This is a genomic window from Granulicella sp. dw_53 (assembly GCF_018449545.1).
In the GTDB taxonomy this organism is placed as follows: Bacteria; Acidobacteriota; Terriglobia; order Terriglobales; family Acidobacteriaceae; genus Edaphobacter.
This window is the reverse complement of the sequence record NZ_JAAVUR010000018.1, coordinates 81,927-102,343: the sequence shown is the minus strand read 5'-3', so window position 1 is coordinate 102,343 and position 20,417 is coordinate 81,927. Positions and strand designations below refer to the sequence as shown.

The 20,417-nt window shown below is 59.4% G+C and carries 18 protein-coding genes; 9 read left to right on the top strand and 9 right to left on the bottom strand.

All coding sequences use genetic code 11. The features are described from left to right. Together HB393_RS21895 and HB393_RS21890 are read left to right on the top strand one after the other, a co-directional pair. Positions 1–407: pyridoxal-phosphate dependent enzyme (locus HB393_RS21895; RefSeq protein WP_213807340.1), on the top strand; the 407-nt coding region annotated here is incomplete at its 5' end. A gap of 34 nt (positions 408–441) precedes the next feature. Further along, the gene (locus HB393_RS21890; protein WP_213807339.1) at positions 442–1,602 is read left to right on the top strand and encodes a PLP-dependent aspartate aminotransferase family protein; all 1,161 of its coding nucleotides are present in this window, start codon (positions 442–444) and stop codon (positions 1,600–1,602) included. Between the two features lie 18 nt (positions 1,603–1,620). Here HB393_RS21890 and HB393_RS21885 read toward each other — a convergent pair whose 3' ends face one another. Then, entirely contained in the window at positions 1,621–2,589 is a 969-nt protein-coding gene (locus tag HB393_RS21885) for a hybrid sensor histidine kinase/response regulator (RefSeq protein WP_255551494.1), read from the bottom strand. Next, positions 2,576–3,316: a Crp/Fnr family transcriptional regulator gene (locus HB393_RS21880; protein WP_213807338.1), complete on the bottom strand. Its 741-nt coding sequence runs from the start codon at positions 3,314–3,316 to the stop codon at positions 2,576–2,578. The genes HB393_RS21885 and HB393_RS21880 overlap by 14 nt, the downstream gene beginning before the upstream one ends. A gap of 199 nt (positions 3,317–3,515) precedes the next feature. On the opposite strand from HB393_RS21880, the gene HB393_RS21875 reads away from it, so the two are divergent. After that, positions 3,516–4,670, top strand: coding sequence for an acyl-CoA dehydrogenase (locus HB393_RS21875; RefSeq protein WP_213807337.1), 1,155 nt, complete (start codon positions 3,516–3,518; stop codon positions 4,668–4,670). 87 nt (positions 4,671–4,757) lie between these two features. Here the strand turns inward: HB393_RS21875 and HB393_RS21870 are convergent, their stop codons facing one another. Further along, a complete protein-coding gene (locus HB393_RS21870) occupies positions 4,758–6,935 on the bottom strand; it encodes a family 20 glycosylhydrolase (RefSeq protein WP_213807336.1) in 2,178 nt (725 codons plus the stop codon). A 270-nt stretch (positions 6,936–7,205) separates the two neighbouring features. Between HB393_RS21870 and HB393_RS21865 the strand changes: the two genes are divergently transcribed. Both HB393_RS21865 and uxaC read left to right on the top strand, forming a co-directional pair. Then, positions 7,206–9,059 (top strand): hypothetical protein, encoded by a 1,854-nt coding sequence (locus HB393_RS21865; RefSeq protein ID WP_213807335.1) that lies wholly within the window; start codon positions 7,206–7,208, stop codon positions 9,057–9,059. 151 nt (positions 9,060–9,210) lie between these two features. Beyond that, on the top strand, positions 9,211–10,608 hold the full coding sequence (gene uxaC / locus HB393_RS21860) for a glucuronate isomerase (protein ID WP_213807334.1): 1,398 nt from the start codon (positions 9,211–9,213) through the stop codon (positions 10,606–10,608). A gap of 56 nt (positions 10,609–10,664) precedes the next feature. On the opposite strand, the gene HB393_RS21855 is transcribed toward uxaC, so the two are convergent. From HB393_RS21855 to HB393_RS21845, 3 genes are all read right to left on the bottom strand, one after another. Next, positions 10,665–10,919 (bottom strand): hypothetical protein, encoded by a 255-nt coding sequence (locus HB393_RS21855; RefSeq protein WP_213807333.1) that lies wholly within the window; start codon positions 10,917–10,919, stop codon positions 10,665–10,667. Continuing rightward, the gene (locus tag HB393_RS21850) at positions 10,892–12,178 is read right to left on the bottom strand and encodes a hypothetical protein (protein ID WP_213807332.1); all 1,287 of its coding nucleotides are present in this window, start codon (positions 12,176–12,178) and stop codon (positions 10,892–10,894) included. The genes HB393_RS21855 and HB393_RS21850 overlap by 28 nt, the downstream gene beginning before the upstream one ends. Before the next feature lie 145 nt (positions 12,179–12,323). Continuing rightward, positions 12,324–13,073, bottom strand: coding sequence for a dienelactone hydrolase family protein (locus HB393_RS21845; protein ID WP_213807331.1), 750 nt, complete (start codon positions 13,071–13,073; stop codon positions 12,324–12,326). Between the two features lie 56 nt (positions 13,074–13,129). On the opposite strand from HB393_RS21845, the gene HB393_RS21840 reads away from it, so the two are divergent. The 4 genes from HB393_RS21840 (at position 13,130) to HB393_RS21825 (ending at position 17,113) form a co-directional block, all read left to right on the top strand. Further along, positions 13,130–14,407 carry a lactate racemase domain-containing protein gene (locus HB393_RS21840; RefSeq protein ID WP_213807330.1) on the top strand — a complete coding sequence of 426 codons (1,278 nt, stop codon included), beginning with the start codon at positions 13,130–13,132 and terminating at the stop codon, positions 14,405–14,407. 86 nt (positions 14,408–14,493) lie between these two features. After that, on the top strand, positions 14,494–15,756 hold the full coding sequence (locus HB393_RS21835) for a tagaturonate epimerase family protein (protein ID WP_213807329.1): 1,263 nt from the start codon (positions 14,494–14,496) through the stop codon (positions 15,754–15,756). 9 nt (positions 15,757–15,765) lie between these two features. Then, positions 15,766–16,269, top strand: a complete 504-nt coding sequence (locus HB393_RS21830; protein ID WP_213807328.1) for a gluconokinase — start codon at positions 15,766–15,768, stop codon at positions 16,267–16,269. A 67-nt stretch (positions 16,270–16,336) separates the two neighbouring features. Continuing rightward, positions 16,337–17,113: a glucose 1-dehydrogenase gene (locus HB393_RS21825; protein WP_213807327.1), complete on the top strand. Its 777-nt coding sequence runs from the start codon at positions 16,337–16,339 to the stop codon at positions 17,111–17,113. Between the two features lie 93 nt (positions 17,114–17,206). Here HB393_RS21825 and HB393_RS21820 read toward each other — a convergent pair whose 3' ends face one another. Genes HB393_RS21820 through larC form a run of 3 tightly spaced genes read right to left on the bottom strand, consistent with a single transcriptional unit; the run spans position 17,207 to position 20,415 of the window. Continuing rightward, on the bottom strand, positions 17,207–18,235 hold the full coding sequence (locus HB393_RS21820; RefSeq protein ID WP_213807326.1) for an aldo/keto reductase: 1,029 nt from the start codon (positions 18,233–18,235) through the stop codon (positions 17,207–17,209). Positions 18,236–18,283: 48 nt separating this feature from the next. Further along, positions 18,284–19,042, bottom strand: coding sequence for a nickel pincer cofactor biosynthesis protein LarB (larB, locus tag HB393_RS21815; protein ID WP_213807325.1), 759 nt, complete (start codon positions 19,040–19,042; stop codon positions 18,284–18,286). Next, positions 19,039–20,415, bottom strand: a complete 1,377-nt coding sequence (gene larC, locus HB393_RS21810) for a nickel pincer cofactor biosynthesis protein LarC (RefSeq protein WP_213807324.1) — start codon at positions 20,413–20,415, stop codon at positions 19,039–19,041. The genes larB and larC overlap by 4 nt, the downstream gene beginning before the upstream one ends. Positions 20,416–20,417: the final 2 nt, after the last annotated feature.

The window sequence follows — 20,417 nt, the reverse complement described above, 5'->3', positions numbered from 1 at the left end:
TGGGGGGGGGGGGGGGGGGGGGGGGGGGGACGTTTACGGGGATTGGGCGGTTTTTGAAGGTCAAGGATGCGGGTGTTTTGATGGTGGCGGTGGAGCCTCAGGGGAGTGTGTTGCAGGGCGGGGAGCCTGGTTCGCATCGGGTGGAGGGGATTGGGGTGACGACGGTGCCGGCTACTTTCGATAGGAGCGTGTGCGACCGGGTGATGATGGTGAAGGACGATCCGGCGATGGAGATGGTGGGGCGGCTGGCGACGGAGGAGGGTGTCTTTGCGGGGTCTAGCGCGGGAGCGGCGGTGTGCGCGGCGATCGATCTGGCGGGGGGGTTGGGAGCGGGGAAGCGGGTGGTGGTGGTGATTCCGGATTCGGCGGAGCGGTATCTTTCCAAGGGGTTGTTGGGACAGGTCTAAGGATTCGTAGATTTTGTGTTGACCGAGGTTATGTATGAGCGAGTTGAAGAGGCAGGGATTTGCGACGCGGGCGATTCATGATGGGCAGGCTCCGGATGAGCTGACGGGTGCGGTGAATGTGCCGATCTATCTGACGTCGACGTATCAGCAGGAGGAGATTGGAAAGAACAAGGGGCATGAGTATGCGCGGCTGACGAATCCGACGCGGGATGCGCTGGAGGTGAGTCTGTGCTCGCTGGAGGGTGGGACGAGCGCGCATGTGTTCGCCAGCGGGATGGCGTCGATTACGGCGCTTTGCACGATGATGAAGAGCGGCGACCATGTGGTGTGTTCAGACAATGTCTATGGCGGCACGGCGCGGATGTTCGACAACGTGATGGCTAAGTTTGGGCTGGGCTTTACGTATGTCGATACGAGCGTCGCGGAGAATGTGGCGGCGGCGATTACTCCGGCGACCAAACTGGTGCATATCGAGACGCCGACGAATCCGATGATGGCGGTGACGGATATTCGGGCGGTGGCGGATATCTGCCATGCGCGTGGGGTGGAGTTGTGCGTGGATAACACGTTTCTGTCGCCTTATCTGCAGCAACCGATTGCTCTGGGCGCGGATATCGTGATGCACTCGACGACGAAGTTTTTGAATGGGCACTCGGATGGTCTAGGTGGCGTGCTGGTGTGCACGAAGCCGGAGCATGACGAGACCTTCAAGTATGTGCAGAAGTGCACGGGCGGGATTCTGTCTCCGTTCGAGAGCTATCTGCTGCTGCGCGGGGTGAAGACGCTTGCGATTCGGATGAAGCAGCATGATGCGAATGGGCGGGTGGTGGCCGACTTTTTGACCAGGCATAAGAATGTGCTGAAGGTGTTTTATCCGGGGCTGGCGGATCACCCGCATCATGCTTTGGCGACGCGGCAGCAGAGCGGATTCGGGTCGATGATCTCGCTGGAGACAGGGTCGCTGGCGAATGCAAATAAGTTTGCCAAGAATCTAAAGCTGGCGCTGCTGGCGGAGAGCCTGGGCGGGGTAGAGACTCTGGTGTGCCATCCGGCGAGCATGACGCACGCCGCCGTGGGAGCCGAGGGCAGAGCGCGGCTGGGGATTACGGATGGGCTGATGCGGATCTCGGTGGGGATCGAGGACGTGGAGGATATTGTGGCGGATCTGGCGCAGGCGCTGGATGCGATTGGCTAGCGCTCTGTTTGTCCGCTCCTATGCCTGTGTGGGGAGGTCGTCGATCTCGGACTCGGAGATGTAGCTTGTCATGGCCTGGGCGAGTTGGGAGTCTACCTCGTCGGCGATGGCCATGACTCCCAGCAGGAGTTTGCTGAAGTCCGCTTTGGAGAGGTTGTCCTGGAGGGTTTGAAAGATGCTTACCTGGAGCATGCGAGACTCTTCCACGATCATGGCGGCGCTGTAACCCTGTTTGCGGCGCAGCAGACCGTGTTGGGCGGCGGCCTGGGAGCGGAGCGCACGGGAGCCCAGAGGCAGAGGGTAGCGAAGGCGAAAGACGAGGTCGCGGAACATCTGGGGCAGGTGAGCGCTACGAGCTTCCGGGGTGAGCACGACCGGGATGATATGGGGCGCGTGCTCTACACGCAGAAGCCAGTCTTTGATCGTCGTATCCGTTTCGAGTTCAAGGATCCCAGCCAGGCTTTCGACCGACCGGACGGGAGGCGCGCCCACCTTCAGGTGCAGCTTGATCTTGTCGACCAGAAGATCCGCCGGCAACGGTTTGACCATGACCTCATCCGCTTGCATGAGGATGGCGGCGGCGGCCTCTTTCATTTCGGGAAAGGCACTGAAGATCAGGGTGACTGCTTTGGGATTGGAGTGCCGCATGGCGCTGACTACGGTCAGTCCATCGCCCGCGGCGGGCATGTTCAGATCGCTGAGCAGGACATCGAAGGTCTGAGAGCTGATGAGCTTTAGGGCATCGTTCACATTGGAGGCGGTGACCACTTCGAAGCCGTTTCCTTTAAAGACCGAGCAGAGGGCAAGCCGGATGGAATCGTCGTCATCGACGAGGAGGATCTTCGGCGAAATGGAGGGCTCATCGCTGACCATGAGAAGCTCTTCTATCCCGTTGGACAAGGTGGACTTCTCCCAAAGTGCACTGCTGGTAGTGGTTGGCAGAAGTATGGCAGTCTCACAACTCTTCGTCTGTTCAGTTTTGCTCATGCTTCTCTACGACTCCAAGGGAGGGGATTAATTCTTTCACGCTGGTTGCGTGAATTGCTTGTATAAGGTGACGATCCTGGAGGACTACATTCAGGAGGGATTCGTGAACGGTGATGCGGTCTTTGTACTCGATGAAGCCGAGGCTGCGGAAGCGGTTCATGAAGAAGCTGACCCTGGAGCGCGTTGTGCCGACCATCTCTGCGAGGGTCTCCTGCGTGATGGGCGGGATGAGCGGTTCCGGTTTCCCCGGCTGATCGAAGTTCGCCATGAGCAAGAGAATTCTTGCGAGACGTTTTTCACTCGAGTTGAAGAGCTGATCGATGAGATCGGCCTGGGTCCGCATGCTTCGAGCCAGCAGGAAAGCGACGAAGAAATCGGAGAGTGCCGATTCCTCGCGCATTGCGCGGATCATCTCTTTTCGTTCGATCTTTAAGGCCGTACATGTTGTGAGAGCCACACAGGATGCCAGCCGCCGTTCGCTGCCCGTTGAGACTGCTTCCTCTCCCGCGAAGTCCCCGGTTGAGAGGAGAGTGAGGGTTGCCTCCTTGCCTGTATGGGAGACGACTGTCAGCTTGGCGCGGCCTTGCTGGAGATAGAAGATCGAATCCGCGACGGCTCCGGCTGAGAAGAAGAGCTCCTTCGGCTTGATGTGGACCAACCTGCGCCCTGAGCCGGCATTTCCCAGGAAGGCTTCGAGGTCGAAGGGGGGATGCTCGAGGTTGGTCATGCAATATCTCCTTCCTGTTCGTTCGCTGGGTGGAAGTTGAGAGGCCGAAGGCGCCGGTAACGACGGCACCGGGATTGTAGTTGTGGCGCGAGTGTAGCCTATCGCACATAGTCCAGGGTATGGAATGTTGTTGGGAAGCCAAACTATAGGTTTATATGATACTAGTATTAGTTTTAGTTATGAATGCGAAGGAGGAGCGATGTTTGGATTGACCGAGGAACAAGAGCAGCTTCGCAAGGAGGTACGCGCCTTTGCCGCGCGCGAGGTGGCGCCGCATGTGAGCGAGTGGGACGAGAAGAGTGAGTTTCCCCATGACGTTGTGAAGAAGCTGGGGGAGATGGGTTTGATGGGAGTGATCTTTCCCGAGGAGCTGGGTGGCGCGGGAATGGGTTATGTGGAGTATGTCCTCGCGGTGGAGGAGTTGAGCCGGGTGGATGGGAGTGTCGGGCTCATTGTTGCTTCGCACAATTCGCTGTGTACGAATCACATTATGCTGGCGGGGAGCGACGAGCAGAGGAAGAGGTGGATTCCGAGGCTGGCGAGCGGACGGTGGCTGGGGGCGTGGGGGCTGACGGAGCCGGGGTCTGGGTCGGATGCGGCTGGAGCCAGGACCACAGCGGTCAAACGGGGCGACTGCTGGGTGTTGAACGGAAGCAAGACCTTCATCACGAATGGGACGTATGCCGACTGCGCCGTGGTGTTGGCGGTGACGGACCGGGAGAAGGGGACCAAGGGAATCTCGGCGTTCGTGGTGGAGGCGGGGACCAAGGGGTTCCGGCCGGGGAAGAAGGAGAACAAGCTGGGGCTGCGGGCCAGCGATACGGCTGAGCTGATCTTTGAGGAGTGTCAGATCCCGGAGGAGAACCTGGTCGGAAAGGTGGGCGAGGGCTTCAAGGATGCGATGCGGGTGCTGGACGGGGGCAGGATCTCGATTGCGGCGTTGAGTCTGGGAATAGCGCGGGGCGCTCTGGATGCGGCGATGAGCTATGCGCAGCAGCGGAGGCAATTCGGGAAGGCGATCAGCGAGTTCCAGGCGATCCAGTTCAAACTGGCGACGATGGCGACGGAGTTAGATGCTGCGTGGCTGCTGACGATGCGCGCGGCCCAGATGAAGGACAAGGGCCAGAAGGTGACGTTGGAGGCCAGCATGGCGAAGCTGTACGCGAGCGAGGCGGCCTGCAGGATCTGCGATGAGGGTGTGCAGATCCATGGCGGCTATGGGTTCATAAAGGACTATCCAGCGGAGAAGTTTTATCGCGATGTGAAACTGTGCACGATCGGGGAGGGGACAAGCGAGATTCAGCGGATGGTGATCGCTCGGGAGTTGTTGGGGAAGACTCCTAGCCGTGGGTAGAGTGTGGGCCTATTGAGGACGGCTTAACACCGATTTTCACCGATGACACCGATTTGGTCTTGCCTCGGGTTGTTTTTGGGGTCTGGTTCAGCGTTGAGCAGTTTGCGGTGGGGCGGGGATGCCGAGGTCGGCGGCGGCGGGAAGGGACTGCGAGTTGGCCCACTGGCGTTGTGCGGTGCGTAGTTTGTCGCTGCGGGAGATCCAGAGCTGGATGGTGTAGTCGTAGCGCTCGAGGACGTTGCGGAGGAAGTAGGGGCGGTTGGATTTGAGCCATGCTGTCTCGTAGAGGTCGCGGAGGAGCGAGTAGTTATTACGCATGTCCTGGAGCTTGCCGTTGACGCCGTTGATGTCGTTGAGCTCCAGGGAGAGGTCTTCGCGGTCTTCTTTTTTCTTCGAGGATTGAAGAGAGAAGGCGTGGGCGTAGCTGGTGGCCATCTCGTCGGTGAGTTGGAACTTGAGGCCGATGAGGTCCATGCGGCGGGCGCCTAGCTCCATGGCGTCGACGGCGTCGATCTCGCGAAGAGGGGTGTTGGAGGCGGCTGCCGCATCGCGGGCCTGGGCGATGAGGGTGAGGGCGCGCTCGGCGTGGAGGCGGAGCTCGGAGAGGATGGGTCGGATTTGGGAGGCTGTGCGCTGGCCGTCGGCGTTCCAGGGGTCCTGCCAGTAGAGGAGGTCCTGGCCGTCGGTCTTGTAGGGGGAGTCCTTGAGGAGCTTGTGGGCGACCATCAGCTCGCGCTGCGCTTCGTCGAGCTTGCCGGTGACGTCGCCGTGGAAGACCGATCCGTAGGAGGACTGGAAGGCGGGGATGGAGGCTTCGCCCTGGTGCCAGGCGGCTTCGGCTCCGAAGAGGATGCCGTACCAGTTGTTGTTGGCGAGGGCTTCGCCGTCGTCGTACCAGAGGGTGTTGAGCTGGCCTTGCACTCCGAGCGCCTGACCCTGGGCGGTGAACTGCTGGATGTTGGAGAGGGCGTTGTTCCAGTTGGGGTAGACGCGGGACCAGTTGTTGACGCCGGGGGCGACCCAGGTCTCCATCTTGGCGTCGGTGAAGGGGGTGATGAAGCGATTGAAGCCGCGAGGCTGCGGGTTGTACTCCCAGGCGACGGCGATGGTGGCCTGCTTGAAGGAGTCGGGCATGGCCTTGAGGAGATCGGGCTCCTTGTAGGCGATGTCTCCCCAGAAGAGAAGCTTGCGGTGGAGGGGCTGGAGGTCGGCGACGATTCTTTGCATGAACCCGAGGTAGACGGGGCCGAGGCCTTGCGCGTCGACGGCAGGCTTGGTCTGGCCCTTGCCGAGTTCGACGGTCTCGTCGGCTCCTAGATGGAGCATGGGGCTGGGGTAGATGGCGGCCAGTTCGGTGAACATGTCGTGGGTGAGCTTCTGGGCGTCGGGCTGGGCGGGGGCGAGGACGTGGCCGTGCGGAGTCTCGGCGAGTGGGGTGTACTGCTCCCAGTTGAGGAGGTAGTGGAGATGGCCGAAGGCTTCCTGCTCGGGGATGATGGTGACGTGGTACTGGGTGGCGTAGGCGACGAGCTCGCGGGCCTGGGCCTGGGTAAGTGTTCCGCCGGGGGGCGCCATCAGAGGGTGGCCGGTGTACTGCATGGTGTGCTCGAAGTAGGGCGAGTAGACGTTGACCTTGTAGGCGGCGAGGGTGCGGATGAGCTTCTTCTGGAAGTCGAGGGTGGGGAAGGGGCCGCGGGAGAGGTCGTCGTGGAGGCCGCGGTACTTCATTGCGGGCCAGTCACGGATGGTGGCGGTGTGGAGGATGGGGACGGGAGAGTTGGCGGCGGTGCCAGGGGTGATGTCGATGAGCTGCTTGACGGTCTGAAGGGCGTAGAAGATGCCGGAGGCGGATGCGGCGGTAAGGGCGAGGCCACGGCCGTCGGGGATGATGGAGTAGCCCTCGGGCTTCATGGCATCGGGCATGGCTTCGCTGGGGTTGGGCGTAGCGAGGGAGTCGGAGTAGATGGCTTTGGAGTTTGCGGAGCCGTAGCGAGTGACGAGGATGTTTACGGGCGAGGTGGTGTTGACCGAGATGTTCTGAGAGGTGAGGTAGGTCTTGAGATCTTCGATGGCGAAGGCGTCTTCGGGGGCGCAGGGTGCGGCGCAGGAGATCTGGAGTCCTGCGGCGAGAGATTGGGATGCGGAGAGGCGGAGTTCGCGGGGGACAGGAATGAGGGAGTGCGGGAGAGCGGTCTGAGCCGGAGCGAAGGGCGAGGCAAGCTTGGTGAGGAAGAGGAGGATCGCGCCGGAACGAATGAAGTTCATGACAATACGGTAAATGAGTGGAGGTGTCTGTCCGATTCTTCCCGGGAATCTTTGTTGTGATCGCGTGGTCGAAGTATTTTTTGCGAGATCGCAAAGACGGGCTGAATTGACCGTCTATTCATATCCCTCATGGAATAACTGGGTCTAATCTTTTCGAGGACTAGATCCCAGACAGGAACGATCCTATTGGTTTTCATGCGCTTCCGAGAGATATCTGTCTGTCATCGACTTCCTCAATTCCCTGATTTTATTTGATGTTAGAGAGGTTTCATGACGAAGCAAATCCAGGGCATTCTTGCTGCCGTATTGGCAATCAATGCAGTGATGCTCCCAGCGCAGACAAGTTCAACAGCTACTCCGACGAAGAAGACGACAAGAAGGGCCACGAAGAAGGCTCCGGTCGAATCGGCGACCGAGCGTCAGATTCGTGAGCTGCGGGAACAGATGCTCAACCAGCAGGCTCAGATCGACGCTTTGAAACAACAACTGGCGGATAAGGATGCCAAGTTGTCGACCGCGTCGCAGGACGCGCAGGCGGCGAATGCGCAGGCAGCCGCAGCTACGGCCCAGGCGCAGACCGTCAGCTCCAGTGTTCAGGCGAATACTGAGGCGGTGACGACGCTGAACTCGACGGTGAGCGATCTGAAGAGCTCGAATGCAGGGCTGGCACAGACGATTAGCGATACGAAGAAGGATCTGACGGATAAGATCGAATCGCCTCTTACGATGCACTACAAGGGGATCTCGATTACGCCGGTGGGATTCTTCGCGTTTGAGAATGTGTACCGTCAGCGTTCTCTCAACTCGGATGTGAATACACCCTTCAACTCGACTCCCTTTCCGGGCGCAGCGCAGGCGCATACCAGCGAGCTGAACTTCTCCGGACGGCAGAGCCGTTTGGGTGGTTTGTTCGAGGGCAATACTGGTCCTTTCAAGCTGTCCGGCTACTTCGAGGTTGACTTCCTCTCGGCAGGCGCGACCAGCAACGAGAACCAGAGCAACAGCTATACGTTGCGCCAACGGCAGATCTGGGGCCAGGCGGCGACGCAGCACGGTTTGACTGTGACCGGCGGACAGATGTGGTCGCTGGTGACAGAGACGAAGAAGAGCACGGATAACCGGACTGAGAACCTTCCGATGACGGTCGATGCGCAGTACCACGTCGGCTTCAGTTGGGAGCGTCAGCCAAGCATCCGTATTCAGCAGCGTTTGGGTGGATTGACTTTGGCAGCATCGCTGGAAGAGGCTGAGATCATCTATTCGGCCACGAATGCGAATGCCAATTTCTTCATCGGCAACGCAGGTACGGGCGGCGGTCTGTTCAATGTGACTGCCAACTACTCGAACAACGTCGCTCCGGATGTGATCGTCAAGGCTACCTATGACGCGAAGGTCGGGCACTACGAGGTCGGCGGTCTAGGCCGCTGGTTCCGTTCGCGGTACTACCCCAACCAGACGTTGACGGTTCCCAGTGCTGCTGGCGGACAGAACGACACCAAGATGGGCGGCGGTATCTTTGCCAATGCCCGTGTGCCGGTGACGCATTTCGCAGATGTAGGTGTTCACGTACTGGGAGGAACGGGCGTAGGCCGGTATGGCACGTCCACCTTGCCGGATACGACGGTTCACCCGGACGGTACTCTTGCTCCCATCAAGAACTACCAGGGGCTGGCCTCACTGGAGCTGCATCCGGTGAAGAAGCTGGATGTGTTTGGCTATGCGGGCGCAGAGTACGCGCAGCGCACGGTGTATCTGAACACGATCACGTCTTCGCCTAACTTTGGGAAGCTGACTGGCTATGCTCCAATCACGGCCTCGAACGCGGGTTGCAACACGGAGACCCTGCCGACGAGCACTGGAAACGGTCTTGCCGGTGCTGCTCCTTATAACCCCGGTACCCCGGCAAACTGCCTCGGCGCCACACGGGTCGTCATCGAAGGGACGGCGGGCTTTACCTACCGGCTCTACAACAATCCGAGGTTCGGGCGTCTCCAGTATCAGGTGCAGTACAGCTACCTGACGCGCGGAACGTGGGAGGGTGCTGGCGCGACTGCTGGCACCGTTGCTGCTCCTAAGGCTACGAACAACATGGTGTTTACGGGCTTCCGTTACTACATCCCGTAGGCTGCTGGTTGCCTTCGCGGGGCACGTCTTCGGACGTGCCCCTTTTCTTTTCTGTGAATAAAAAATCGGGTCCAGCGTGGTCCGTCCAATTTTGGTAGTCTTCCTTGGCGAGAGTTTCAACTGTGAATCTATTTCGAAAGGGCTATCAACAATGCTGGATGTGAACAGGCTATTTCCCGCGGAGGGTACGGCACGGAAGGTTGCGGTGAAGTTATACGAGACGGTTCGGGATCTGCCGATCGTCTCTCCCCATGGTCATACGGACCCACGCTGGTTCGCGGAGAACCAGGCGTTTCCGAATCCGGCTGCGTTATTGATTCAGCCGGACCACTACATCTTCCGGATGTTGTACTCGCAGGGTGTGTCGTTGGAGTCGCTGGGGGTTCCACAGGCCGATGGCAAGGAGCAGGCGGATCCGCGAGAGGTATGGCAGATCTTCGCGAAGCACTACTACCTGTTTCGCGGCACGCCGACGCGGCTTTGGCTGGACTATACGCTGGAGAACCAGTTTGGGCTCAAGGAACGGCTGAGCGCGGAGAACGCGGACGCGTATTACGAGGTCATCGCGAAGAAGCTGGAGACGCCGGAGTTCCGTCCGCGGGCGCTGTTCGAGCAGTTCAAGATCGAGGTGCTGGCGACGACCGATGCGGCAGTCGACGACTTGAAGTGGCATCAGCAGATTCGGGACTCAGGGTGGAAGGGAAGAGTCGTGCCGACGTTTCGGCCGGATGCGGTGGTGGACGCGGAGTACCTGGGGTTCCAGGAGAATATTCAGAAGCTGGGTGAGGTGTCGGGTGAGGATGTCTCGAACTACAAGGGCTATCTGAATGCGTTGCGCTTGCGAAGGGCGTTCTTCAAGAAGATGGGAGCCACAGCCACGGATCATGGACATCTGACTGCCATGACTGCCGACCTGCCGGCGGATGAGGCTGCGCGGCTGTACGAGCGGATCTTCAGCGGAAAGATGAACGCCGGGGACGTCGAGTTGTTTCAGGCGCAGATGCTTACCGAACTGGCGGGGATGAGTGTCGAGGATGGGCTGACGATGCAGCTTCATCCTGGTAGCGTGCGGAACCACAACCTGAAGGTGTACGAGAAGTTCGGCCGGGACAAGGGCGCGGATATTCCTTCGCCGACGGAGTATGTACGGAGCCTTAAGCCGTTGCTAAATAAATTTGGGAACGAGCCAGGGTTTACATTCATTCTGTTTACGCTGGATGAGACGACTTTCTCAAGGGAGTTGGCTCCGTTGGCGGGACACTATCCTTGCCTGCGGCTGGGGCCGCCGTGGTGGTTCCATGACTCGCCGGAGGGGATGATGCGTTTCCGGGAGACGGCGACCGAGACGGCTGGGTTCTACAACACGGTGGGATTCAACGACGATACTCGTGCGTTCCTTTCGATTCCTTCACGGCACGATGTGGCGCGGCGAGTCGACTGTGCGTTCCTGGGGCGGATGGTCGCGGATCATCGGTTGGATGAGGATGAGGCCTTCGAGGTGGTGCAGGATCTGACGGTGAATCTGGTTAAGAAGGCCTACAAATTGTAGGCAGTGCAGAGATGCATGAATGGGACCGGTGTTTTTCGCCGGTCCCTTTTATTTGCTTATTCATGTTTTGTATTCGAGCTCTCTCCTTCCTTTTTTCTTAGGATCAGCTTTTTGAGGAGATAGATCGCTAAGACGGCGACGAGTGCGAAGAGCGACACTAAGCCGGCGGAGGGTGGCGGAGGCGGAAGGTAGAAGTAGCAGAGCACGTAGAGAAGTGTGGTCAGCAGGATGGCCGCGATAGCGACAAACGATAGCGATTTTGCTGAGTCAGTTGCATTCTGGACTACGTTCCGGGAGTCATCTTGATCCATTCCGTAACTTCCTTTCTGCTCATGCCCAAAGCGACGGCGCTAACTTCCAGGGCATTTCTGAGTTTCAAAGCCAGGGTGGCGAGGAGCGATTCCTGCCAGAAGTTCTCTTCGCTTGCCTGCGCAACGAAATGGTCGACGCTCGCCCTCATCAAGGCAGGTTGAGCCAGGGACAGGTCTTCTACTAAGACAGGGCGCGGATGCTTGGATACGTCGATGGGAGCTAGAACGGAGATGATCACAGGACCCGTACGGGTACGCTCTGGCAGGCAAGCGAGTATCGCGGCCGCCCGCCCGTAGTCGTAGTGGTCCAATACGAACTTGACGCGATCCTGTACGGACATGAAGTCCCACGACGCGGCTGCCTGGTTGACGGGAATCTCGGTTTCGTTGATGCGAGCGGGCTGAAGAGTTCTACCTAAGCTGCCCGATGTCGGTAGGGCCAGCAAGGCCGTGAAGAAAGATCGGAAGGCGGGAAGCTCATCGTCGCTGGGAGCATGTGCGAATAGAGCGTAGCTATACAGCCCGAATCCAGGCTTCTCGTTTTCACCGGAGACGAGTGGATGGGTCCCGGTTACCCGGGGCATTCTGCCCTCCCCAACCATGCCTGCTCTCGGCGGAGATTTAGGTGCGGCTGCCGCAGGTGGCGGCGGTGCACTCATCGCTGGGGGGCTGGCACCGGACGGGGTCGGAATTCTCTGATCGAGCATGCGAATGTCGCGAAGAAAAGACGATGTAAGGAGAGAGTCCGATTCGGCGCTGCGGGTCTCGGGTTTGATCGTGAACTTCGGAGTGGATCGGCCTCCGAATGTTCCGCTGCTCTCCTTCCAGAGCACGAGCGCCGCCGTTCCGTCCTGTAGGGGCAGGTTATCCAAGCGTGACCACGACGATGGTGTCCTTTGAGACTCTGAGGAGAGGAAGATCATGTCTTCCGAGAGTGCACTGGTCGCGCTGGATCTCGCGTCTGGCACCATCCTGGTGGTGACGATGAGAGGTGTGCTCCATTCGCCTTGCGTCCGGCATGTTTGAATCCCTTTTCTCTCTTGGGCGCCTAATATAAACGCCGAACGAGAGTTTTTGGGAATGACGGTCAAGCATTCGACCTTATCGAAGGATGCGCCCTGCAACTCCCCGGGGTCGATCGAACGAACGATTGCGCCGGCCTTGGAGAGCAGAGTCGAGGCATCCTGCGCGACGAGTGGGAGTGCAGAGAGTGCCAGCGTGAACGAAACGAGAGTGAGTGGAGACGTGCAGATGCCCAAGGATCCTCCTCATTCGCTCTCAGTGGAACGGAGCAAACTGAGTCATGTCTTGGCCCTAGGCGAACATTCTGCTCTCGTCGAAACATGGAAGCAAGCTAAATAGAGGTGGCGGTTGCGATTTTCTACCTGATGCGAAGGCCGGACTTCAAAGTGATCTCAACGTGGCTGCGAATAGCTCGGTTAATTTTTGGAAGGCGCGATCGGCTTGGGGTTGGTTGAAGACGGGATTGTCGGGGACGGTCCAGCCGTGGCGTGCTCCGGCGTAGGTCTCGCTCTCGTAGGCGCCGCCCCAGTCCGCGAGGGATTGGTTGAAGCGCTCGATGGCTTCGGCGGGCATGCTTTTATCCTCTGTGGCGTGGCCGAAGTAGAGGCGTGCTGTGACCAGCGGCAAGAGGAGGTGGGGGCTGGACGGGTCGTCCCGTTTGTAGAGGACTCCGCCGTGGAAAGACGCTGCAGCGGCGACTTGCTGGGGACGAGTCGCCGCGGTGCGCAGGGAGAGCGCTCCGCAGAAGCAGTAGCCCACGACGCCCACAGGGCCAGGGTGCACTGAGGGTCGAGCGAGGAGATGATCGACGTAGGTGACGACGTCTGCTTGCAGCGCCTCTGGAGTGAGAGGCGCTGTCAGTTCGGCCATGCGTTGCAGGGTTCGTTCTTCGCCTGGAATACGAGGGAAGGAGAAGACCGGTGGACGGCTGGTGCGATAGAAGGGGTTGACTAACAGGACGGCGTAGCCTTCGGCAGCCAGACGGCGGGCCATCGCGCGGTGAGCCTCGCGGACGCTGCCGATATCGGGGAGATGAAGGATTCCGGGGTAGGTCTGGCTGGCGTCCGGGGTGAAGAGGACCGCGTCGGCGAGGCCGCCGGGCATGGGGAGTTGGAGATCGTGTTCCGTCATGATTAGCCTTTGGCAGGCGGTGAGATCGCTGTGCCTGCGAGTAAGATAAATGATCTATGAGCTTGTTTTTTAGTGCTGGATCGCCGACGACCGAGATGTCTCCTGCTGAGTTGCGGGCAAACCTTTTTACCGCTTTAGAGAGACTGGGAGATCGGAAGAAGGTGTTGGCGGTGCCTCCGGACTTTACGCGGATGCACTCGCAGAGCGGGGTGTTGACGGAGTTGGCCTGGGAGTTCTATGGAGATCGCATGACCGATGTGCTGCCTGCTTTGGGGACGCATAAGGCGATGACCGACGTGGAGATCTCCACGATGTTCGGAGCGACGCCGCGGGGGCTGTTCCGGGTGCATGACTGGCGCAACGATATTGTGACGCTGGGCGAGGTGCCCAGCGAGTTCATGCTGGAGGTGAGCGAAGGCAAGCTGGACTATGCATGGCCGGCACAGGTGAATAAGCTGCTGCGGGATGGCGGGCATGACCTCATTCTCTCGATCGGGCAGGTCGTTCCGCATGAGGTCGTCGGGATGGCGAATGGCAGCAAGAATATCTTTGTGGGGACGGGCGGAGTGCAGGGGATTCATCGTTCGCACTTCCTGGGCGCGGTGTACGGGATGGAGCGCATGATGGGACGTGCGGATACTCCGGTGCGACGGGTGTTGAACTATGCGAGCGAGCACTTCGGCAAGCTGATGCCGCAGATCGTGTATGTGCAGACGGTGGTGGGGAAGAACGACGCGGGCAAGCTGGTCGTGCGGGGAATGTATGTGGGGGATGATCGGGAGTGCTTCGAGAAGGCGGCGGAGCTGAGTTTGAAGGTGAACTTCCTGATGATGGATCGCGAGATCAAGAAGGCGGTGGTGTTTCTGGATCCACATGAGTTCAAGAGCACATGGCTGGGGAACAAGAGCGTATACCGGACGAGGATGGCCTTAGCGGATGATGCCGAGCTGATCGTGCTGGCTCCTGGGGTGCATGAGTTCGGCGAGGATAAGGCGATCGATACGCTGATTCGGAAGTACGGCTACTGCGGGACTCCTGAGACATTGGCGGCGGTGAAGACCGATCCCGAGTTGGCGAGGAACCTGAGCGCGGCGGCGCATCTGATCCACGGGTCGAGCGAGGGGCGCTTCAAGATACGGTATTGTCCGGGCGGGCTTACGCGGCAGGAGATTGAAGCAGCTCACTTCGAGTATGGCGATCTGGCCGAGTACACGGCGAAGTACGATCCCGAGACGCTGAAGGATGGGTGGAATGTGGTGGATGGGGAGGAGATCTTCTATATCTCGAACCCGGGGTTGGGGCTGTGGGCGTACAAGGGGCGATTCAACGACTAAGTTGAGTTGCGATTCATGTCGTCCAGCCTATATGCTTGGACGGCTGGATATTGGTTCGACCAATTAGGGAAAGAGGGGCAACTGTAATGAGTGAAGGATTGAAGCTTCCTAGATTTTCGGTAGGGGTGGGCGACCGGTTTGCGCATCAGGCGAAGGCCCAGTTGGCGGCGTGTATCCAAGCGGCGGATGCGGGAGTGGAGGTGGTTCCGGTTTGGAACAAGTCCAACCGCGAGCACATGATCATCGGTTCGGAGCCCAGCGCGACGCGTAAGGCGGCGGATGCTGCGGTGAAGGAGCTGGGCTGGACGAAGCCTTATTTTCTGGACGCGGATCATATCAATCTGAAGACGGTGGGACGGTTTTTGGAGCCGTGCGACTTCTTCACGCTCGATGTAGCGGATCTGATTGGACAGCCGGCGAAGCCGGAGGATGTCGATGCGTTTGTGAAGCGGCATCCGGAGCTGGTGGGGACGGTAACGATTCCGAAGATCGCTGAGCCGTTCCATACGGATGAGGCGTTTGTGAAGGGCGTTGCGAATAAGTTTCTGGCCGCGGTGCAGCATGCGGGCGAGATCTATCGGCTGCTGGTGGAGAAGAAGGGCGCAGGCAAGTTTGTGCCCGAGGTCTCGATGGACGAGACGGACTCTCCACAGACTCCGGTGGAGCTGCTGATTATTCTGGCAGCCATCGCGGATGAGAAGATTCCGATCCAGACGATTGCGCCGAAGTTTACGGGACGCTTCAACAAGGGTGTGGACTATGTCGGCGATGTTCCCCAGTTTACGAAGGAGTTCAACGAGGATCTGGCGGCGATTGCCTTTGCGATCAAGACCTACGGTCTGCCAGAGAACCTCAAGCTCAGCGTCCACTCGGGTTCGGATAAGTTCTCGATCTACAAGGCGATTCACGATGCGGTGACGTCGTTCGGCGTAGGCGTGCACTTGAAGACGGCGGGGACGACCTGGCTCGAAGAGTTGATCGGTCTGGCAGAGGCGGGCGGAACGGGCCTGGAGATCGCGAAGGAGGTCTACTCCGAGGCTCTGAGCCATAAGGACGAACTAACCGGCCCTTACGCCACGGTGATCGACATCGACGACAGCAAGCTGCCGACAGCCGAAGCGGTGAATGGCTGGACCAGCGAGCAGTTTACGAGCGCACTGCGGCATGACCAGTCGAACAAGGCTTATAACCAGAGCTTCCGTCAGTTGCTTCACGTTGGGTTCAAAGTGGCGGCGAAGATGGGTGATCGGTACCTGAAGGCGCTTGAAGCAAATGAAGAGATCGTCGCCAAGAATGTGACGACGAATCTGTTTGAGCGACACATCAAGCCGGTATTCCTGGGACAGTAAAGGGTAACGATGATTGTTGTTCTGATGGGTGTGAGTGGATCGGGTAAGACGACGATCGGGACGCTGCTTGCGGCTCGGACGGGTACGGTGTTTGCCGACGCGGATGACTATCATCCGGCGGCGAACAAGCAGAAGATGGCCGCCGGTCACCCGTTGAATGATGACGATCGCCAGCCATGGCTTGAGGAGTTGAACAGGCTGATGCGTGGCTGGTACGCCGACCATAAGGGTGGCGTGCTGGCCTGTTCGGCTTTGAAGGAGACGTACCGCAAGACGTTGAAGGCGGGAATGCCCGAGGGAACGATCCACTTCGTGCTGTTGGATGGATCTCAAGAGCTAATCGCGGAGCGGCTGGCGGTGCGGAAGCATGAGTTCATGACTCCTGCGCTGTTAGCCAGCCAGTTCGCGACGCTGGAGGCTCCGGCGGATGCAGTGCGGGTGGTGAATGATCGGTCTCCTGAAGAGGTGGTCGAACAGATCTTGATGCAGATTCAGACACAAGAGAAGGCGTAACTCGAATCAAGAACACGCAACGGGCTCGAAGACGAAGTGACTATAGGTTGAAAGAGAGAGGGAAGCGATGGGGCATCCGTTGTTTGATCTAAGCGGCAAGACGGCAGTTGTAGTAGGTGGGACCGCCGGCATTGGGCTGGCGATGGCGATTGGGCTGGCGGAGGCGGGTGCGGATGTGGTCGCGAGCTCGCGGCGTGCCGAACAGGTAGATGAGGCGGCCAAGGCTATTGAGGCGAAGGGGCGCAAGTCGTTGCGGCTGACCTCCGACGTCGGAGATCGTGCCTCGCTCGAGGCGTTGCTGGAAGGCACGGTCAAGGAGTTCGGCAAGGTCGATATTCTGATTAACTCCGCAGGTAAGATCAAGCGAGCTCCGACGGTGGATTTTCCTGAGGAAGTCTGGAACGACATCATCGATACGAACGTGACCGGAACGTTGCGTGCCTGCCAAATCTTCGGCACGCACATGCTGGAGCGAGGCTACGGAAAGATCATCAACATCGCTTCGCTGAACACGTTTGTCAGCTTGAAGGAGGTGGCGGCCTATGCGGCGAGCAAGGCCGCAGTCGGCGCGCTGACGAAGTCGCTGGCGGTGGAGTGGAGCTCCCATGGCGTCACCGTGAATGCGATTGCGCCGGGAGTCTTCCGGACTGCGCTGAATCAGAAGCTGCTCGATGAGAGCGAGCGCGGGAAGGAACTACTCATGCGGACTCCGATGGCTCGGTTTGGAAAGACGGAGGAGCTGGTAGGATCAGCGATCTTCCTGGCGAGCGATGCTTCCGCGTTTGTGACCGGGGAGATTCTGGTGGTGGATGGCGGCTTCCTCGCCAGTGGTGTGAATCAGTAGTTTTCTTATCGCAATGACAAGAGGCCGAATCGCAGACGCGTTCGGCCTCTTTGTTTTCGTGACACGATCATCCGCAAATAAGCCGAGCTACTCTTAGCCAAGCCATTCCGGGTTTTTGACGGTGCCATCAAACTCGATGCTGGTCTTGAAGCGCTCAAACTTGCCTTCACTCGCAGCCGCTTTGGTTCGCGCGAGAAGACTCGCCGTCTCAGTTGGGGTAAGAGGCTTGAAGGTGCGAACAGCTTCCAGCGCTTGATCCAGAATCTTTGGAGAATCGATTCCTGTGATGAGGACCGAGACCGGTTGGGATAACCCGTAGTGCAGGGCTTCCATCGGTTTGACGGTATTCGACTGCAGAATGTAGTGATCGCCAAAGGTCTTCATCGCCAACACTCCGATCCCTTGTTGAATCGCGACGGGCATCACGGCTTTGGTGAAGGAACGGAAGTGGGCGTCCATTACGTTGATTGGCATTTGGACGGTATCGAAGTGGAAGTTGTGTTTCTGGGCCGTCTCAAGCATCCGTAGGTGAATAGCGGGGTCTTTGTGGCCGGTGAAGCCGATGTAACGGATCTTGCCTGCCTGACGCGCTGCTACTGCGGCTTCGAGAGAGCCGCCAGGGGCGAAGATGCGGTCCGGGTCGTCCATGCGGATGACCTCGTGGAACTGGACGAGATCGATCACATCGGTTTGTAGCCGCCGAAGAGACTCTTCCAGTTGTTTGTTGTATGCGGTCTTGGTGTGGCCATCCATCTTCGTCATGAGAAAGACCTTCTGGCGATAGCCATCGCGGAGGGCCTGTCCCATGCGTACCTCGCTCTTGCCGTCGTGATAGTCCCAGCAGTTGTCTAGGAAGGTGATGCCGTGGTCGATCCCGGAGCGAATCAGCTTGATGCTCTCTGCGGGATCGTCCTGCTTGCCAAGGTGAGCTCCGCCCATTCCGATGGCGGAGACTTTTTCTCCAGTAGTTCCGAGGTCGCGGTAGATCATCTCTGGGGACTGAGGGCGAACGACCGGAGAGGCGTTTGGGCTGGGTGGGGCCAAAGTTCCTGAAAGGGCTTTGGTGGTGGCTGCGGCGATACCGGCCGCAGTCGCGGATCTGAGAAAATCACGACGTTGCATCGGAGATCTCCTTAACCTGCAAATCTTGCGATTAAGATGCGGAAGCCGCTAAGAACGGTGCGCCGCGCGAGCGATTAAGGTAGCGGTATAAGCAGCTCCGAAGCCGTTGTCGATGTTGACCACGGTAACGTTGGGCGAGCAGGAGTTCAGCATGCCGAGCAGAGCCGCAGCGCCTGAGAAGCTGGCTCCGTAGCCGACCGAGGTTGGAACCGCGATCACCGGGACCGCGACCAGCCCTCCGACGACCGACGGAAGAGCGCCTTCCATTCCTGCGCAGACGATGACAGCATGGGCATCGGCCAGCTGCGAGCGGACCGCGAGGAGGCGATGGAGGCCAGCGACTCCGACGTCGTAGAGACGGGTGACGGCGCAGCCAAAGAGCTCGGCAGTGATGGCAGCCTCTTCGGCGATAGGAAGGTCGCTGGTGCCGGCACACAGGACCGCGATGTGGCCTTCGGGTACAGCAGGGGGCGATTGACGAAGGGTGATGGTGCGGGCGGTCTCGTTATAGACAGCGGCGGGGTTTGTGGCTGTGACGGCACCTGCGTGGTCCGGGGTGGCGCGAGTGGCAAGGACATCGGAGCCAGTGGCGGCCATGCGGGTGAAGATCTCGGCAGTCTGGACGGGCGATTTACCGGCGGCGTAGATGACCTCTGGCAGGCCGGTGCGGAGGGCGCGGTGGTGGTCGATGCGTGCGTGGCCGAGGTCTTCGAAGGGAAGATTCGCGAGGCGAGCGGATGCAGCCTCGGGGCTCAAGGCTCCGCGTTCTACTTCGGACAGGAGTTCGAGGAGAGTGATCTTGTTCATTGCGGCTTGCTGGAGAGGTAGGCGGCGGTGGCGGCTTGGATGACTTGCTTGATCGCGACGTTGTGGTTGGTGGCGGCTGTGCGGCAGTCTTCGAACTCCGGGGCGACGTTTAGTATCTCGCCGTTCATGGAGCCTAGCTTGATGCGGATGTCACCATAGGGTGTTGAGACTGTGGCATGGGCGCGGTCGAGGCAGATGCGCTGATCCTGTCGAACGCGAACGCCTAAGGTAGTGGTCTCGGTAAGGAGAAGACGTTCAAGAGCAGCGCGGTGCGCGTCGTCGGTCAAGATGGTGATGAGGGTTCCGGGACGGCCCTTCTTCATGAGGACTGGAGTGAGCATTGCGTCGTGAGCGCCCAGGGCGAGAGCGCGGTCGATGATGGTGGCCAGGATCTGGGGGGAAAGATCGTCGAGAGCGGTTTCGAGGACGGTTACGGCGCTAGTTTGATGAGTGGTTTCAGGTTTGGAGTCGGTGGATTCCCCGATGGAGAGACGAAGGACGTTCGGAAAGTCCTGGGGATTGCGGGTTCCGGCTCCATAGCCGATGCTCTGGACGCTCATGGCGGGTTGGGGGCCGAAGGTGGGTGCGAGAGCGCGTAGGAGCGCGGCGCCGGTGGGAGTGACGAGTTCCTTCTCGATGTGGGCCGAGTAGGTCGGGACTCCGCGGAGTAGATCGGCGGTAGCGGGAGCGGGAACGGGGAAGCGGCCGTGGGCGCAATCGACCATGCCGCCACCGACGTTGAGGGCGGAGCAGTGCCAGTGGATTGGGCCGTCGGCGTTGAGGGCGTGGATTCCGGCGCTGGTCGCTACGATGTCGACGATGGCATCGACTGCGCCTACCTCGTGGAAGTGGATCTGCTCGATGTCTACATTGTGGATCTTGGCTTCGGAGGCTCCGAGGAGTTCGAAGGCGCGAATGGCGGTCTGCTTGACTGGAGCCGCTAGATCGGCGGACTGGATGAGGGCTCGAATGACGGTGAGGGAGCGTCCGTGCGTGTGATCGTGCGGTTCTTCGTGGCCTTGATCGTGGGTATGTGGCTCGTGCGTGTGAGCGTGGCCAGTCTTGTGAAGGTGCTGGGTCTTCGGTTGGTGCTGATGGGTGTGAGTCTGCTGAGCTTGTTGCTGTACTGGCTCGTGAGTATATGGTTCAAGGTGAGAGTGGCTGGCTTCGGCCAACTTGCCGGCTTCGAGGACGTGAACTTTGGTGCAGGAGATTCCGCTGCGGTCTACGGTCTCGATCTTGAGGGAGGCTCCGAGGTTGAGGGCTGCGGTGGCGTTGTGCAGGACGGTGGGATCGACGCCAGCGTCGAGGAGGGCTCCGAGGAACATATCGCCGCTGATTCCGGCGAAGCAATCGAGATAGGCGATGCGCATGG

Bases quoted from the DNA above. Each gene is read 5' to 3' on its own strand.
- HB393_RS21890 (WP_213807339.1), top strand. From the start codon at position 442: ATGAGCGAGTTGAAGAGGCAGGGATTTGCGACGCGGGCGATTCATGAT.
- HB393_RS21885 (WP_255551494.1), bottom strand. From the start codon at position 2,589: ATGAGCAAAACTGAACAGACGAAGAGTTGTGAGACTGCCATACTTCTG.
- HB393_RS21880 (WP_213807338.1), bottom strand. From the start codon at position 3,316: ATGACCAACCTCGAGCATCCCCCCTTCGACCTCGAAGCCTTCCTGGGA.
- HB393_RS21875 (WP_213807337.1), top strand. From the start codon at position 3,516: ATGTTTGGATTGACCGAGGAACAAGAGCAGCTTCGCAAGGAGGTACGC.
- HB393_RS21870 (WP_213807336.1), bottom strand. From the start codon at position 6,935: ATGAACTTCATTCGTTCCGGCGCGATCCTCCTCTTCCTCACCAAGCTT.
- HB393_RS21865 (WP_213807335.1), top strand. From the start codon at position 7,206: ATGACGAAGCAAATCCAGGGCATTCTTGCTGCCGTATTGGCAATCAAT.
- uxaC (WP_213807334.1), top strand. From the start codon at position 9,211: ATGCTGGATGTGAACAGGCTATTTCCCGCGGAGGGTACGGCACGGAAG.
- HB393_RS21855 (WP_213807333.1), bottom strand. From the start codon at position 10,919: ATGGATCAAGATGACTCCCGGAACGTAGTCCAGAATGCAACTGACTCA.
- HB393_RS21845 (WP_213807331.1), bottom strand. From the start codon at position 13,073: ATGACGGAACACGATCTCCAACTCCCCATGCCCGGCGGCCTCGCCGAC.
- HB393_RS21840 (WP_213807330.1), top strand. From the start codon at position 13,130: ATGAGCTTGTTTTTTAGTGCTGGATCGCCGACGACCGAGATGTCTCCT.
- HB393_RS21835 (WP_213807329.1), top strand. From the start codon at position 14,494: ATGAGTGAAGGATTGAAGCTTCCTAGATTTTCGGTAGGGGTGGGCGAC.
- HB393_RS21830 (WP_213807328.1), top strand. From the start codon at position 15,766: ATGATTGTTGTTCTGATGGGTGTGAGTGGATCGGGTAAGACGACGATC.
- HB393_RS21825 (WP_213807327.1), top strand. From the start codon at position 16,337: ATGGGGCATCCGTTGTTTGATCTAAGCGGCAAGACGGCAGTTGTAGTA.
- HB393_RS21820 (WP_213807326.1), bottom strand. From the start codon at position 18,235: ATGCAACGTCGTGATTTTCTCAGATCCGCGACTGCGGCCGGTATCGCC.
- larB (WP_213807325.1), bottom strand. From the start codon at position 19,042: ATGAACAAGATCACTCTCCTCGAACTCCTGTCCGAAGTAGAACGCGGA.
- larC (WP_213807324.1), bottom strand. From the start codon at position 20,415: ATGCGCATCGCCTATCTCGATTGCTTCGCCGGAATCAGCGGCGATATG.